This is a genomic window from Nocardia sp. NPDC049190 (assembly GCF_040648115.1).
Taxonomy (GTDB): domain Bacteria; phylum Actinomycetota; class Actinomycetes; order Mycobacteriales; family Mycobacteriaceae; genus Nocardia.
On the sequence record NZ_JBEZDE010000005.1, the window covers coordinates 1 to 14,232 of the forward strand.

Below are 14,232 nucleotides of genomic sequence, written 5' to 3' on the forward strand. Positions count from 1 at the left end.
GTCCGAGCGGCCGAAGCGCCCGCGCCGTAGGCGCAAATCTCGGCCGCTCGGACGCGAGCCACCAAGGGGCCGCGAACACGCAGCGCCGCAGGCGCTGCCAAACCAACACAGCTCACTCCCACTCGATGGTGCCCGGCGGTTTGCTGGTCACGTCGAGGACCACGCGGTTGATTTCCGGGACCTCGTTGGTGATTCGGGTGGAGATGCGCTCCAAGACCTCGTAGGGCAGCCGGGTCCAGTCGGCGGTCATCGCGTCCTCGCTGGACACCGGGCGTAGCACGATGGGGTGGCCGTAGGTGCGGCCGTCACCCTGCACACCGACGCTGCGGACGTCCGCGAGCAGCACGACGGGGCATTGCCAGATCTGCCGGTCCAAACCGGCCGCGGTCAGCTCCTCGCGGGCTATCGCGTCGGCATGGCGCAGCGTGTCCAACCGGTCCGCGGTGACCTCGCCGACGATTCGAATCGCGAGACCGGGTCCGGGGAACGGCTGGCGCGCAACGATTTCCTCCGGCAGCCCGAGTTCGCGGCCCACCGCACGGACTTCGTCCTTGAACAGCAGCCGGAGCGGCTCGACGAGCTCGAATTCCAGATCGTCGGGCAGACCACCGACATTGTGGTGGCTCTTGATGTTCGCGGTACCACTGCCGCCGCCGGACTCCACGACATCCGGATACAACGTCCCCTGCACCAGGAACTCGACCTCGGGCGCCGAACCGTCGGTGCCGTGCTCGAGCACCACCTCGGTGACCGCGTCCTCGAAGCACCGGATGAACTCACGCCCGATGATCTTGCGCTTCTCTTCGGGATCGGTGACGCCCTTCAGCTCACCGAGGAACTGGCCGACCGCGTCGACGGTCACCAACTTCGCGCCGGTCGCCGCGGTGAAGTCCTGCTGCACCTGCTCGCGTTCGCCGGCGCGCAGCAGGCCGTGATCGACGAACACACAGGTCAGACGATCACCGATGGCCCGCTGCACGAGCGCGGCAGCGACCGCGCTGTCCACTCCGCCGGACAGCCCGCAGATCGCGTGCCTGTCACCGACTTGCTCGCGTACCCGCTCGACGAGGGCATCGGCGATGTTCGCCGGGGTCCAGGCGGCCGGGATGCCCGCGATCTCGTGCAGGAAGCGGCTCAGCACCTGCTGTCCGTGCGGCGAGTGCAGCACCTCGGGGTGATATTGCACGCCGGCCAGCCGGCGAGCGCGGTCCTCGAACGCCGCGACCGGCGCGCCGGTCGTGGTGCCGGTGACCATGAAGCCGTCGGGCGCATCGGTCACCGCGTCACCGTGACTCATCCACACCGGCTGGACGGTGGGCAGCCCGCCGTGCAGCAAACCGCCATCGGAATTGAATTCGGTGCGGCCGTATTCTCTGGTACCGGTATGCGCGACGGTGCCGCCCAGCGCCTGGGCCATCGCTTGGAATCCGTAGCAGATGCCGAAGACCGGCAGATCCAGGTCGAACAGCCGGGGATCCAGTTGTGGGGCGCCCTCGGCGTACACGCTGGCCGGACCGCCGGAGAGGATCACCGCCAGCGGCTGCCGCTCCGCGATCTCCTCCACCGTCGTGGTATGCGGGATCACCTCGGAGAAGACGCTCGCTTCGCGGACCCGCCGCGCGATCAGCTGGGCATACTGTGCGCCGAAGTCGACGACGAGGACCGGTCTCTGGGTTTGTGCCACTCGCACAGTTTAGTGAGCGGGCAGATCGAGCGAATCATCGGCACAGTGCCCGCGTCCGAGTGGAGCCGACCGCTCAAATCCTCCCGCACGCCCTCGCACCGCTGGCTATCCTCATGCACGTGCCATTCGCCCGCGCGATCGATGCCGATATCCACTACGAGGACAGCGGCGGCAACGGCCCGGTGGTGCTACTAGCGCACGAATTCTTCATGGACCACTCGATGTTCGCCGCCCAAATGGCCGCGCTGACACCGGAATTCCGGATCGTGTCCTGGGACGCGCGGGGTCACGGCAACACCAGGGACGAGGGTCTGCCGTTCACCTACTGGACCGCCGCGCGTGACGCGCTGACCGTGCTCGACCACCTAGGCGCCGAACGGGCCGTCGTCGGCGGAATCGCCCAGGGGGGCTTCACCGCGTTACGCACCGCGCTGATCGCGCCCGAACGCACCTCCGCACTCATCCTGATCAGCACCGAGGCACACGGTGCGACCCCGGAGCAATCCAGGGCGACCCAGCGGTTCCTGGCGAAGTGGTACGACGACGGCTCCCGTGAACAGGCTGTGCATCAGCTGGCCTCCTGGCTGATCGGCGACGACGAGTGGTACCGCTCGATCTGGACCGAACGCTGGCTGGTGCGCGACCGGAACGGAATCGAGGTAGCCGCGGGGTGTCTGCTCAGCCGTGACTCGGTCCTGGAGCGGCTCAGCGAAATCACCTGTCCCGCTTTGGTGATTCATGCCACCGACAGCGGCATCACCCGCGAGCGCACCCAACAGGTGGCCCACGGACTCGCCGGCGCGACGTTCGTCGAGATCGCCGACGCGCGAGTCGCCGTCACGATGACCCACCCGGAACCGGTCAACCACGCGATCCGGCAGTTCCTCCGCGCCACCATGCTGCCGACCCGAACACCGTGAACCGACCGACGCCGATGCGCGACAACGCCCACCGACCGACGCCGAAACCGGAGTAGCTCAGGCGCGAACGCTGAGTCCGACCTTCTGGAACTCCTTGAGATCGGAGTACCCGGCCTTCGCCATCGAGCGCCGCAGACCACCAACGAGATTCAGCGTCCCGAACGGCTCGTCCGACGGGCCGTACAGCACTCGCTCCAGGCTCGGGCGCACGACATCACCGTCCTCCTGATCACCGAGATCCCACGGATCGTCCACGTGCAGTAGCGAACCCCGTGGCACCGAGGGATGCGCGGCAGCCGACGGCCAATACCAGCCCCGGCCAGGCGCCTGCGCCGCCGCGGCGAGCGGCACGCCCAGCATGGCGGCGTCCGCGCCGCACGCGATCGCCTTGGCCAGTTGACCCGAAGTGGCGATCTCACCGTCCGCGATGACATGCACATAGCGGCCACCGGTCTCATCCAGGTAGTCGCGCCGCGCGGCGGCGGCGTCCGCGATCGCAGTGGCCATCGGCACCTCGATACCGAGAACTTCGCCCGTGGTGGTCGCGCCAGGAAACGAGCCATAGCCGACGATCACGCCCGCCGCCCCGGTGCGCATCAGATGCAGCGCGGTCCGGTGGTCGCTCACGCCGCCCGCCACCACGGGCACGTCCAGCTCGGCGATGAACGTCTTGAGATTCAACGGCTCACCGTCACTGACATGCTCGGCGGAGATGATCGTCCCGTGCACGACGAGCAGATCGATGCCCGCCTGCAACAGCGCGGGAGTCAGGGCGCGGGCATTCTGCGGGCTCACCCGCACCGCGACCGTGACGCCGGCCGCGCGAACCTGCGCCACCGCGGCGGCGAGCAGATCCGGTTGCATCGGCGCGGCGTGCAGTTCCTGCAGCAGCGCCACAGCCCGCTCGTAGCCGCCCTTGCCGACGAGCTCGAGCAGCTGATCGATCTTCACGGAGACATCGGCGTGTCGTGCCCACAGACCCTCGCCGTTGATCACGCCGAGGCCGCCGAGCCGGCCGAGCTCGATCGCGAACTCCGGCGACACCAGCGCGTCGGTCGGATGCGCGAGGCACGGGATCTCGAAACGGTAGGCGTCCAGCTGCCAGGACAACGACACCTGCTTCGACGAGCGGGTCCGGCGCGAGGGGACGATGTCGACATCGTCCAGCTCGTAGGTACGCCGGGCGGTTCGGCCCATGCCGATCTCCACCATGTCGCGCACGCGAAATCTCCTTAGTATTTGGCAGCGCCTGCGGCGCTGCGTGTTCACGGCCCCTTGGTGGCTCACGTCCCAGCGGCCGAGACTCGCGCCTGCGGCGCATGCGCTTCGGCCGCTGGGACGTGAGCCGGGCCGCGAACGGGCGCTCGTAAGACTCGCGCCTCCAGTTGTTGGCAATGGGTAGGCGGCGGACCTACCGCGCGGCGGTTCCACCGCATAGCGGGCTCGTCTACCGCATAGCGGGCTCGCCGTTATGGGCGGCGGGCACGCTCAATCATGCACGGACCGATCGGTCGTGTACATGAACGTAGCGTTCAGCCGCGGCCGGTGTAGTTAGGGGCCTCGACGGTCATCGTGATGTCGTGCGGGTGACTCTCCTTGAGGCCGGCCGCGGTGATCTGCACGAATTGCGCCTCTTGCAGGTGCGCGATCGACTGGGAACCGGTGTAGCCCATCGCCGCGCGTAGGCCACCTACGAGCTGGTGGATGACCTGGTTGACCGGACCGCGGAACGGCACCCGGCCCTCGATGCCCTCGGGCACCAGTTTGTCCTCGGCCAGCACGTCGTCCTGGAAATACCGATCCTTGGAGAAGGACTTGGTCTGACCACGGCCTTGCATCGCGCCGAGCGAGCCCATGCCGCGATAGCTCTTGAACTGCTTGCCGCCGACCAGGATCAGCTCACCCGGCGACTCGGCTGTCCCCGCGAGCAGCGAGCCGAGCATCACGGTCGACGCGCCGGCGGCCAGGGCCTTGGCGATGTCACCGGAGAACTGGATGCCGCCGTCGGCGATCACCGGGACGCCCGCGGGCTTACATGCCGCGACCGCTTCCAGAATCGCGGTGATCTGCGGCGCGCCGACACCGGCGACCACTCGGGTGGTGCAGATGGAGCCGGGCCCGACCCCCACCTTCACCGCGTCCGCGCCGGCTTCGACCAGAGCGGACGCACCCTCGCGGGTGGCCACGTTGCCACCGATGACCTGGATTCGGTCGCCGACCTCCGCCTTCACCTTGGTGACCATCTGCAACACCTGCGCCTGATGGCCGTGCGCCGTGTCCACCACGAGCACGTCGACGCCCGCGTCGGCCAGCGTCATGGCGCGCGACCACGCGTCCGCGCCGACACCGACCGCCGCGCCGACCAGCAGACGACCATCGCGGTCCTTGGTCGCGTTCGGGTACTGATCGGTCTTGACGAAGTCCTTGACCGTGATGAGCCCGCGCAGCCGTCCATTGCCGTCGACGATCGGCAGTTTCTCCACCTTGTGTCGCCGCAACAACCCGAGCGCGGCCTCGGCGGTCACGCCCTCCTGCGCGGTGATCAGCGGAGCCCTGGTCATGACGTCGGCGACGCGGCGGTCTTGGTCCACCTCGAAGCGCATATCCCGGTTGGTGATAATTCCCACAAGCGCGCCGGTCTCGTCCACCACCGGAAGACCGGAGATGCGGAACCTGGCACACATCGCGTCGACCTCGGCGAGGGTGTCGGTCGGACGACAGGTGACCGGGTCGGTCACCATGCCCGCCTCGGAACGCTTGACCGTCTCCACCTGGGCGGCCTGATCGGCTGCCGAAAGGTTGCGGTGCAGCACACCCATGCCGCCGGCGCGGGCCATGGAGATGGCCATCCGCGCCTCGGTCACGGTATCCATGGCCGAACTGACCAACGGGGTGCGCAGCCGGATCTCTCTGGTCAGCTGACTGGAGGTCTCCACAGAACTGGGGATGAGATCCGAGGCGGCAGGCAGCAACAGCACATCGTCGAATGTGAGGCCGAGCATGGCGATCTTGTTCGGATCGTCGCCACCCGTAGGAGGGCGGACTGCGATTCGTTCGCCCGTTACGGGATTACTCATTCGGATCGACCCCTCCTGGACGTCGATAGCGACCGACGCCGGGCGGACCGGCGTCGTGGCGGCTGATGATGGAATGGACGGTGGCGATCGGCGGAAATAGTGTCGAGACCGCCGTCGCCTCGCACCCATGGTATCTGTCCGGCGAACTCGCCGACGAAGTGAGCCCACCACCGAAACTGGCACGCCGCATAGCTGGCGCAGACCACCCTGTTCTGCGTACCGTGGGGATGTGCGTGACCATCTGCCACCTGGCTTGCCGCCGGATCCGTTCGCCGGAGACCCCTCCGACCCGTCCGCCGCGCTCGACGCCATCGAGCCCGGCGAGCCGCTGGATCCCCACGAGCGCCTTGCGGTCGAGGAGGATCTCGCCGACCTCGCGGTATATGAGGCCCTACTGGCCCACCGTGGCATCCGCGGACTAGTGGTCAGCTGCGAAGACTGCAGGCAGGACCACTATCACGACTGGGACATGTTGCGTGCCAACCTGCTTCAACTGCTGGTCGACGGCACGGTCCGCCCGCACGAGCCCGCCTATGATCCGACGCCGGAAGCGTACGTCACCTGGGACTACTGCCGGGGCTACGCGGACGCCTCGATGAACGAGGCATTCCACGGCGACGGATTCGACGGATTCGACGGCTGAGACGGTCCCGCCGATTCCCGAAGCCAGGTGGTCCGGGCTCGTACGGGTCGGCGTGACCGCTGTGATTTTCGACGCACACGATCGCAGCAGGTCCCGCCGGAGCGGCAGGACAGAAAACCGACCGCGAGACGCGATCGGTTCATGCCTTTTCTTGGTTTGTTGATCAGCGACCGGGCAACAGAGACCCCGGAACGCCCGGCACCGTCGGCACGACGAAGGTCGGCGGCTGATTGTTCTGGGTCGGCACCTGCGTGGTCACCCGGCCCGGCGGCGGGCTGGCCGGTGACCCGGTGTCGCCTCCGGTCGGCGGCCGGGTACCACCGGTCGGCTCGGTCGGGGGCTGCACCACGGTGGTCGGCGCCGTCGGCGGCGGCGTCTGCACCTGCGTGGTCGGTTCGACCGGGGTCTGCGGTGTCGTCACCACCGGCGGCCGGGTTGCCGGGTTGCCGCCGTTCGGCGCTGTCGTTTCGACCGAATTCGGTGGCTTCCCGGTCGGCTCGGCAGGCTGCTGCAGGATCGTCGGGGAGCTGCCGCCACTCGTCGGCCTCGGCCTCGTGGTCACACTGGAACCAGTGGGGTTCGTCGGGCTCTGGTCGCCGGACCTCGGCACCGCCGCGTCGAGCTGACGAGCCAACTCCGGCGATACCTTCCGCAACTCCTCCAGCAGCCGGTCCCACTCGATCATCAGTTCGTTGCGCTTGTCCGGATTGCTGACCTGCGCGGCATTGTCCTTGGCCCGCTCCAGGTGCGCCTTCGCCTGCGTCGGGTCCTGCGTAACCAGCGTCGAGGCCTCGGTCAGATCGTTGTCCGCACGCTGCACGACAGTGGTCTGGGCCTGCTCGCTGAAAACGACCTCTTTGACCCGCCACAGCGGATCGCCCGGCTCGGCGTTGTAGGAGAACGCCGTCATGCCGCCGATGACCAGGGCCAGCGCTGCCGCCGTCCCGGCGATCGGGCGAAGTAATCGTAATCGCCCTCCGCTATGCGCCCCGATGCGAACTTGACGCGCGCCGATCTCCTGATTGACCGCTGCCACCAGCGCGTCCAGGTCCGGCTCCGCGGGCATCGGCGGGGCGAAGAGCTCCGCCCGCCAATCCGCGAGCAACGTCGCCAGCTGATACTCCTCGGCGCTATCGGTGTGTACCGGACCATCGCTCGCGATGGCGTCGATCAGAGCATCGTCGCGGCGCACCGCTGCGATGTCGATCGGGCCGGTGTCACCGGACGCCTCGGCGTAGGGACCGCTGTTCCGCGATCCAAGCCGCGCCTTCCAGTCACCCCGACCGCGCTCGCCATCCCTAGCCATACATTTCACCTGCCCTCGCCACTTGTGACTTGAGTTTCGCGAGTGCCCGGTGTTGGGCAACCCGCACTGCACCCGCCGTACTGCCCACGGCGACTGCAGTTTCTTCCGCTGACAAACCCATGACCAATCGCAGGATCAAGATCTCTCGATGCTTCTCAGGAAGCGTCGACAGCAGACGGTTCATCTGTCTGCTCGTTTCCGACTCGAGAGCTCTTTGTTCCGGTCCGTGGTCAGTGGAGATGACATCTGGTACTTCGGCCATTGCCTCCGCCTTGTTACGGGCGGCGTTGCGATGGGCGTCGGCGACCTTGTGCGAAGCGATTCCGTAAACGAAGGCCATGAAGGGCCTGCCCTGGTCTTGATACCTGGGCAAGGCGGTCATCACAGCCAGACAAACCTCCTGCGCAACGTCGTCTGCGGAGAGCTGCCCACGCTCCGCGACTCCAATCCGCGCGCGGCAGTAGCGCACCACCAGCGGGCGGATCATCTCCAGTACCTGAGCTAAAGCGGATCTGTCGCCCTGCGCAGCGGCAGCGACGGCGAGGTCCAACTCTTCGCCCGTGTGCGTCATCGTCAGAGATATTCCTGGCGTTACAAGTGGCACGGTCCGGTGATGACCAGTGCTTCCACCGAAGGGGCGGAACGGATCTAACAATAGCGACCTGTCGCCGCGAGTCGGGCAACATGGTCGTCTCCGCGCCCCCTACCGAGCACCCGCGGGACAGAAGACCCCACCTCGGCGCGTTATAGCCGCGGCGCAGTCCGCCGCCTCCGACATGGCGTCCTCGGCCCCGAGCCCCGCTCGGAGCATGGCACTCGCCCACCGCAGCGGCAGCAAACCGTGCGCACGACACTGCTCGGCGACTTCCTCGACCAACGCCATCGAGCGGGCACGCTCACCTCGCGCGGCGGTGGCCGCCGCGACCAGTAGTCGCGATTTGACCCGGTGCCGGACCGATGGCGCGCTCTCGGCCAGTTCCAGTGCGGTGTCGGCGTGCCGCGACGCGGCCACGTACCGGCCCGCGACCAGCGCGTTCTCAGCGGACACCCACTGCCACCTGACCGCGGGACGCCACCGGCTCTCCTCGCGCGCCATCGACGTTTCGCTGCGCCGCAGCAGTCGCCCGGCCAGCGCGAGCCGCCCCGCGCCGAGTGCGTCGGCCGCGAGTCCGGTCAGCGCGTCGCAGATCGCGTCCACGCGGGCGGGGTGTGGGTCGACGAACCGCGGTCGAGCGATTCCGGTCGTGGCGTCGTCGGTCGCGAGGACCAGGGCCGCGGCCCGCCCGTCGAAGGCCGCGGCGCGCGTGTGCCAACCGAGTTGACGTAATAGCGACCCCTGGGTACTTCCCGCCAGTGAGAGGAGTGTCGGGTCGGTGCTGTGGTTGCATACTCTCCGCAGCTCGACCCGCGCCGCGGCGTAGCGTCCCTGGCCGCCGAGAACCACCGCGCGCAACCAGGAGCCGAGGGCATCCGTAGCGGGTGGCAACTCAGCGACGGCGAGACCGGGATCGGCGCCGAAGGCAGCCTCGACAAGAACCGCGAAGTGAGGATCTCCGACCAGAGCAGGCGCGAACACGCGCGCACTCTATCCTGACGCACGCGCGCACCCCGAGCCTGCAGGAAGGAGACCCGCGGCCGATCGGCAACAGGACAGCATTTCCGTTGTCGACCCATGTTTCCGTCAGGTAAATCTCGCTCCGGCAATCACGGTGCGCGCGTTACGGGAATTCACCCATGTCTCGAGCAATTAACCTGAGCGCCCCGTTTCCGCCATCTCGGATCTGCATACCGCGAACGTCGCTTCCAGCCGCAGTGACCACCGCCACCCACCTGACGGACGGGAGCCCTCCGGCCCTAAACCACAAAAACGGCATCTAGCTGCACAGATACTAGAAATTCAGCGCAGCGAGAAGCCGTCGAACGCTAGCCAACCAAACAGTATGGCCGGTACCAATGCGAAAAGTAAATAGCTCGGAGGTTAAACTTCGCGGCGCAGAATTTGGGAAACTTCTGCGTAGAACTATTGACGGAATTTCGCGCCTGGACCTAACGTAACTCATCGCCACGGACGGCGCCGCGCGAAATTGCAGCGACCCGCGAAGGGCGGGCCCCGGGGCATGTCGCCGACACGGCGCCGTGGCCCACAACTACGCAGAACAACTGCTCGACAATGCTGACGAGCTCGCACCACGAGGAGTTCACCATGCCCATGCCGACCCACCTCCCCGGACCGAACGCCGATGTCTGGGACTGGCAGATGCGGGGGTCGTGCCGCGGACAGGACTCCGCGGTGTTCTTCCATCCCGACGGGGAGCGTGGCCGAGCCCGCACCGCGCGCGAGATGCGCGCCAAGGAGATCTGCCGCAGTTGCCCGGTACTGATGCAGTGCCGCAGTCACGCGCTGAAAGTCAGCGAGCCCTATGGCATCTGGGGCGGCATGTCGGAGACCGAGCGTGAGATGCACGCACGACGCAACCGCCGCCGCATGGCGGTGTAAACGAATCCCCTCCCATCCACACGCCGCTGGGCGTCGAATGCCTAGCAAACAACGGGCCACTGAAATACCTTCGGCCGAGCCGGTCACGGCAAGACAGTGATCGGTTCCGCGCCGGAGATCGGCGGGTGGGCTCCGATCGGTCACCACCGATCCGCCGGCCGCCATAGCGCGCAGCTGCAGGTCCGGCGTTTTGCGACAAACGCTCGGCGTGTCACGGCGTGTCCGCTCCTGAGCCGGCTGGCGTGTCGGCGCTCCTCGCAAAGCCGCTGGCTTACAGCCGGATTGCGGGCACCCCGCTGGAAGGGAGGTTATAGCGGCACGCTACGGTAGTGACCGATGACACAGAATGGAGCGTTGTGACAACGCGGCCGCCAGCCGCAGAGGGCGACTCGTTCCGAAGAGAAGCCTTCCCACCCACAGTGGATTCTGCGGTTACGGCACGCGCAGCCGAAAGTATCGAGCTCGCCGCGCTACTACTTCGCTGCGGCCGGGCCGACCAGGAGGCGTTCACCGAGCTGTACGACCGGACGTCAGCGCGCGTTTTCGGTCTGGTGTTGCGCGTTCTCCACGATCCCGGCTATGCGGAAGAGACCACACAGGAGGTCTATCTCCAGATTTGGCGGATGGCAGCGAGTTTCGACCCGGCGAAAGGCTCGGCGGTGACCTGGTTGATGACACTCGCGCATCGACGCGCTGTCGACCGGGTCCGCGCCGAACAGGCCCACACCCAGCGGGAAGTCGCCTACGGGATACGGGTGCTCGGCAACGAATTCGACGAAGTCACCGAAGAAGTCGAGCGCAGGCTCGAACAACAGGCCGTCCTGGAGGGTCTCGCCACATTGACCGAGACTCAGCGGGAAGCCATCTCGCTCGCCTACTACGGCGGGCGTACCTATGCGGAGGTGGCACACCACCTCGGGATAGGGTTACCGACCGTTAAGTCCCGCATCAGGGACGGATTGACACGACTGAAAAAAAGTTTGGGGGTGACGTGAGATGAACGAACGCCAGATCGATCTCGCGCACACCGTCGCGCTCGGATCGATCGACGACGAAGACCATCACGACGTGCAACAACTGCTCGACAGCGAGGACCCCGCGCTACGCGCGGAGTTCATTCAGGAAGTACGAGATACGAGAGAAGCTCTTTCGCTCCTCGCCGCAGCGACAGCGGCCGTGCCGCCGCCGTCGCTGCGCACTCGATTACTCGCGGCCATCGCGGCGGAGCAGCCGCCGGTCGCCAGCTGAATCCGGTCGCCGCCACGGCCCGCTCCGCGCATCCAGAACCGCTGTAGTCGAACGGTTCCCCGGCCCTGTTCAGCTCTGCGGCCGATAGCGTGTCGAGCTTCGGAAGTATCCGGTAGCCCATCGAAGTCAGTTGCCGCGGCCCCGACTGCGGGGTAGTCACGTGCGCAGACGAGGCCCTCGGACCGCGGTCCGAGGGCCTCGTCGTATGCCTGCACAACCGATCGGTACGACCGGCTCAGTGCGCGTGGCCGTGGTGGTTGTGGTCGTTCTGCTCTTCGGCAGGCTTGTCGACCACGGCGCTCTCGGTGGTGAGCACCATCCGCGCGACCGACGCCGCGTTGACGACCGCCGAGCGGGTCACCTTCACCGGGTCGACAACGCCGTCGGTGAGCAGGTCACCGTAGGTGAGCGTGGCGGCGTTGAATCCTTCCTTGCCGTCGGCCACCTTGCTGACCACCACCGCGCCGTCCAAGCCCGCATTGGTCGCGATCCAGTACAGCGGCGCCTGCAGCGCGGTGCGGACCACCTCGACGCCGACGGCTTCGTCGCCGGACAGCGCATCGCGCAACTCGACCAACTTGGCGCTCGCCTGCACGAGGGCGGTGCCGCCACCCGGCACGATGCCCTCCTCGACGGCGGCCTTGGCCGCGCTCACCGCGTCCTCGACGCGGTACTTGCGCTCCTTGAGCGCGGTCTCGGTGGCCGCGCCGACCTTGATCACGGCCACACCGCCGGCCAACTTGGCGAGCCGCTCCTCGAGCTTCTCCCGGTCCCAGTCGGAATCGGTGGCCTCGATCTCCCGGCGCAGCTGCGCCCCACGAGCGGCGATGTCCGCCGCGGTGCCCGCGCCGTCGATGAGGGTGGTGTCGTCCTTGGTGACGACTACGCGACGCGCCTTGCCGAGCACGTCGAGGCCGGCCTCGCGCAGCGTGATACCCAGGTCCGGGTTCACCACGGTGCCGCCGGTGACCACGGCGAGGTCGTCGAGGAACGCCTTGCGCCGGTCACCGAAGAACGGCGCCTTCACCGCGACCGCCTTGATCGTCTTGCGGATCGCGTTGACCACCAGGGTGGACAGCGCCTCGCCCTCGACGTCTTCGGCGATGATGAGAACGGCCTTGCCGCTCTCGGCGATCTTCTCCAGCAGCGGGAGGAAGTCCGGCAGCGAGCTGATCTTCTCCCGGTGCAGCAGGATGAACGCGTCTTCCAGAACCGCCTGCTGGCTGTCGGGGTCGGTGACGAAGTAGGGCGAGAGATAGCCCTTGTCGAACTGGACACCCTCGGTGACGACCAGCTCGGTCTGCAGCGTCGAGGACTCCTCGACGGTAACCACGCCGTCCTTGCCGACCGTGGTCAGCGCTTTGCCGACCATCGCACCGATCTCCTCGTCGCGCGAGGACACGGTCGCGACCTGCGCGATGGCCTGCTCTCCGGACACCGGAGTGGCCAGTGCGAGCAACGCCTCCGAGACGACGTCGGCGGCCTTGGCGATGCCGGAGCCGATCGAGATCGGATTCGCACCCGCCGCAACGTTCTTCAGCCCGGCCCGGACCAGTGCCTGCGCCAGTACGGTGGCGGTGGTGGTCCCGTCACCGGCGACGTCGTTGGTCTTGGTGGCGACGCTCTTGACCAGCTGCGCGCCGAGGTTCTCGAACGGGTCCTCCAGCTCGATGTCACGCGCGATGGTGACGCCGTCGTTGGTCACGGTCGGGCCGCCGAAGGCCTTCGCGAGCACGACGTGGCGTCCGCGTGGGCCGAGGGTGACCTTCACGGCGTCGGCGAGTTTGTCGACACCGCGTTCCAGCGCCCGACGAGCTTTCTCGTCGAACTCGATCTGCTTTGCCATATGTTTGCTCCTGTATCGGGTTCACGGCGCTCCTGGCGTTACCGAAACCACGCCAGGCATTACGACGAAGGCGCCGGCCAACGCACTCCGCCCCGGGTCACGAAAGACACCGGGGCGGAACGCATGCGTGCCTGATCGGCTACTTGGTGACGACGGCCAGCACGTCGCGCGCCGACAGGATGAGGTATTCCTCGCCCTGGTACTTGATCTCGGTGCCGCCGTACTTGCTGTAGATGACGGTGTCACCCTCCTTGACGTCGACCGGGATGCGATCACCCTTGTCGGTGACGCGTCCTTCGCCGACGGCGATGACGGTGCCCTCCTGCGGCTTCTCTTTCGCCGTGTCGGGGATGACCAGGCCGGAGGCCGTCGTCGTCTCGGCCTCGTTGGCCTGGACGAGGATCTTGTCCTCGAGCGGCTTGATGTTCACGCTCGCCACGTTGAGCCCTCCACTTTCAGGGGATTTCGGTCGTCCGGAACTGTTGTTCCGGACTCGTCGGTTCGGTCACGATGCCGACCCTGCGCATAGCCCCGTCGTCGCGGGTGCCGGGACCCCTGCTCAGAAGTCGAACTGCTGGCACAAGCACTACACACAGTGCCGACTAGCACTCTATACATGAGAGTGCCAGCGCTCAAGGTCCGGCGGTGCCAACTTTGACACGAGGCTCGCCCACGATGCTCGGGACTTCCCATCGGCTCGGGAAATCTGTAACGTTCGGATAACGGATTGTGACACTATTGGCGACGGTCGCTGTTCGGTCACGTCGTTCGTCCTCGGTCGTCGACGTCGTGGCTGCGTAGCGGTACACCGCGACGTCAGCGAAATTCGCAGCGTCACAGCACGATCGTCGCACCACCCGTTGCACCAGAGAGCAAGCCACAAGTGATCTATGGCCGGTCACCGAGACCCACCCGGACGAGGGGCCGGTCCGATCCCCGGTCCGGATCGCGCGTTACCCACGCGACGATTCGGCAGTCCATTCGAGATGGTCTGCGACACCATGACCATCC

General features: G+C 67.0%; 13 protein-coding genes. 5 read left to right on the top strand and 8 right to left on the bottom strand.

From position 1 onward, the window contains the following. Positions 1–112: 112 nt before the first annotated feature. Positions 113–1,684: a glutamine-hydrolyzing GMP synthase gene (gene guaA / locus AB0B25_RS06730; protein ID WP_357175792.1), complete on the bottom strand. Its 1,572-nt coding sequence runs from the start codon at positions 1,682–1,684 to the stop codon at positions 113–115. A 113-nt stretch (positions 1,685–1,797) separates the two neighbouring features. On the opposite strand from guaA, the gene AB0B25_RS06735 reads away from it, so the two are divergent. Then, complete coding sequence (locus AB0B25_RS06735; RefSeq protein ID WP_357175795.1) at positions 1,798–2,604, top strand: alpha/beta fold hydrolase; 807 nt, start codon at positions 1,798–1,800, stop codon at positions 2,602–2,604. Between the two features lie 57 nt (positions 2,605–2,661). On the opposite strand, the gene AB0B25_RS06740 is transcribed toward AB0B25_RS06735, so the two are convergent. Further along, the gene (locus tag AB0B25_RS06740) at positions 2,662–3,825 is read right to left on the bottom strand and encodes a GuaB3 family IMP dehydrogenase-related protein (protein ID WP_357175798.1); all 1,164 of its coding nucleotides are present in this window, start codon (positions 3,823–3,825) and stop codon (positions 2,662–2,664) included. Between the two features lie 311 nt (positions 3,826–4,136). Continuing rightward, the gene (guaB, locus tag AB0B25_RS06745; RefSeq protein WP_357175801.1) at positions 4,137–5,681 is read right to left on the bottom strand and encodes an IMP dehydrogenase; all 1,545 of its coding nucleotides are present in this window, start codon (positions 5,679–5,681) and stop codon (positions 4,137–4,139) included. Between the two features lie 229 nt (positions 5,682–5,910). Here guaB and AB0B25_RS06750 point away from each other — a divergent pair, with 229 nt between their 5' ends. Then, positions 5,911–6,324 (top strand): DUF5319 domain-containing protein, encoded by a 414-nt coding sequence (locus AB0B25_RS06750; protein ID WP_039795739.1) that lies wholly within the window; start codon positions 5,911–5,913, stop codon positions 6,322–6,324. Between the two features lie 163 nt (positions 6,325–6,487). Here AB0B25_RS06750 and AB0B25_RS06755 read toward each other — a convergent pair whose 3' ends face one another. The 3 genes from AB0B25_RS06755 to AB0B25_RS06765 form a co-directional block, all read right to left on the bottom strand. Beyond that, positions 6,488–7,630 (bottom strand): anti-sigma-D factor RsdA, encoded by a 1,143-nt coding sequence (locus tag AB0B25_RS06755; protein ID WP_357175803.1) that lies wholly within the window; start codon positions 7,628–7,630, stop codon positions 6,488–6,490. Continuing rightward, entirely contained in the window at positions 7,623–8,201 is a 579-nt protein-coding gene (locus AB0B25_RS06760) for a sigma-70 family RNA polymerase sigma factor (RefSeq protein WP_357073825.1), read from the bottom strand. The genes AB0B25_RS06755 and AB0B25_RS06760 overlap by 8 nt, the downstream gene beginning before the upstream one ends. Before the next feature lie 132 nt (positions 8,202–8,333). After that, entirely contained in the window at positions 8,334–9,206 is an 873-nt protein-coding gene (locus tag AB0B25_RS06765) for a hypothetical protein (protein ID WP_357175806.1), read from the bottom strand. Positions 9,207–9,833: 627 nt separating this feature from the next. Between AB0B25_RS06765 and AB0B25_RS06770 the strand changes: the two genes are divergently transcribed. The 3 genes from AB0B25_RS06770 (at position 9,834) to AB0B25_RS06780 (ending at position 11,375) form a co-directional block, all read left to right on the top strand. Continuing rightward, a complete protein-coding gene (locus AB0B25_RS06770; RefSeq protein ID WP_040704593.1) occupies positions 9,834–10,127 on the top strand; it encodes a WhiB family transcriptional regulator in 294 nt (97 codons plus the stop codon). A gap of 419 nt (positions 10,128–10,546) precedes the next feature. After that, entirely contained in the window at positions 10,547–11,122 is a 576-nt protein-coding gene (locus AB0B25_RS06775; RefSeq protein WP_357175808.1) for a sigma-70 family RNA polymerase sigma factor, read from the top strand. 1 nt (position 11,123) lies between these two features. Then, a complete protein-coding gene (locus AB0B25_RS06780) occupies positions 11,124–11,375 on the top strand; it encodes a hypothetical protein (protein ID WP_357175811.1) in 252 nt (83 codons plus the stop codon). A 235-nt stretch (positions 11,376–11,610) separates the two neighbouring features. Here the strand turns inward: AB0B25_RS06780 and groL are convergent, their stop codons facing one another. Both groL and groES read right to left on the bottom strand, forming a co-directional pair. Further along, entirely contained in the window at positions 11,611–13,221 is a 1,611-nt protein-coding gene (gene groL / locus AB0B25_RS06785; RefSeq protein ID WP_357175814.1) for a chaperonin GroEL, read from the bottom strand. A 139-nt stretch (positions 13,222–13,360) separates the two neighbouring features. Beyond that, positions 13,361–13,660 (bottom strand): co-chaperone GroES, encoded by a 300-nt coding sequence (gene groES / locus AB0B25_RS06790; RefSeq protein ID WP_014981824.1) that lies wholly within the window; start codon positions 13,658–13,660, stop codon positions 13,361–13,363. Between the last annotated feature and the right edge of the window lie 572 nt (positions 13,661–14,232).

Coding starts and splice junctions, on each gene's coding strand:
- AB0B25_RS06735 (WP_357175795.1), top strand. CDS start 1,798: ATGCACGTGCCATTCGCCCGCGCGATCGATGCCGATATCCACTACGAG.
- guaB (WP_357175801.1), bottom strand. CDS start 5,681: ATGAGTAATCCCGTAACGGGCGAACGAATCGCAGTCCGCCCTCCTACG.
- AB0B25_RS06755 (WP_357175803.1), bottom strand. CDS start 7,630: ATGGCTAGGGATGGCGAGCGCGGTCGGGGTGACTGGAAGGCGCGGCTT.
- AB0B25_RS06760 (WP_357073825.1), bottom strand. CDS start 8,201: ATGACGCACACGGGCGAAGAGTTGGACCTCGCCGTCGCTGCCGCTGCG.
- AB0B25_RS06770 (WP_040704593.1), top strand. CDS start 9,834: ATGCCCATGCCGACCCACCTCCCCGGACCGAACGCCGATGTCTGGGAC.
- AB0B25_RS06780 (WP_357175811.1), top strand. CDS start 11,124: ATGAACGAACGCCAGATCGATCTCGCGCACACCGTCGCGCTCGGATCG.
- groL (WP_357175814.1), bottom strand. CDS start 13,221: ATGGCAAAGCAGATCGAGTTCGACGAGAAAGCTCGTCGGGCGCTGGAA.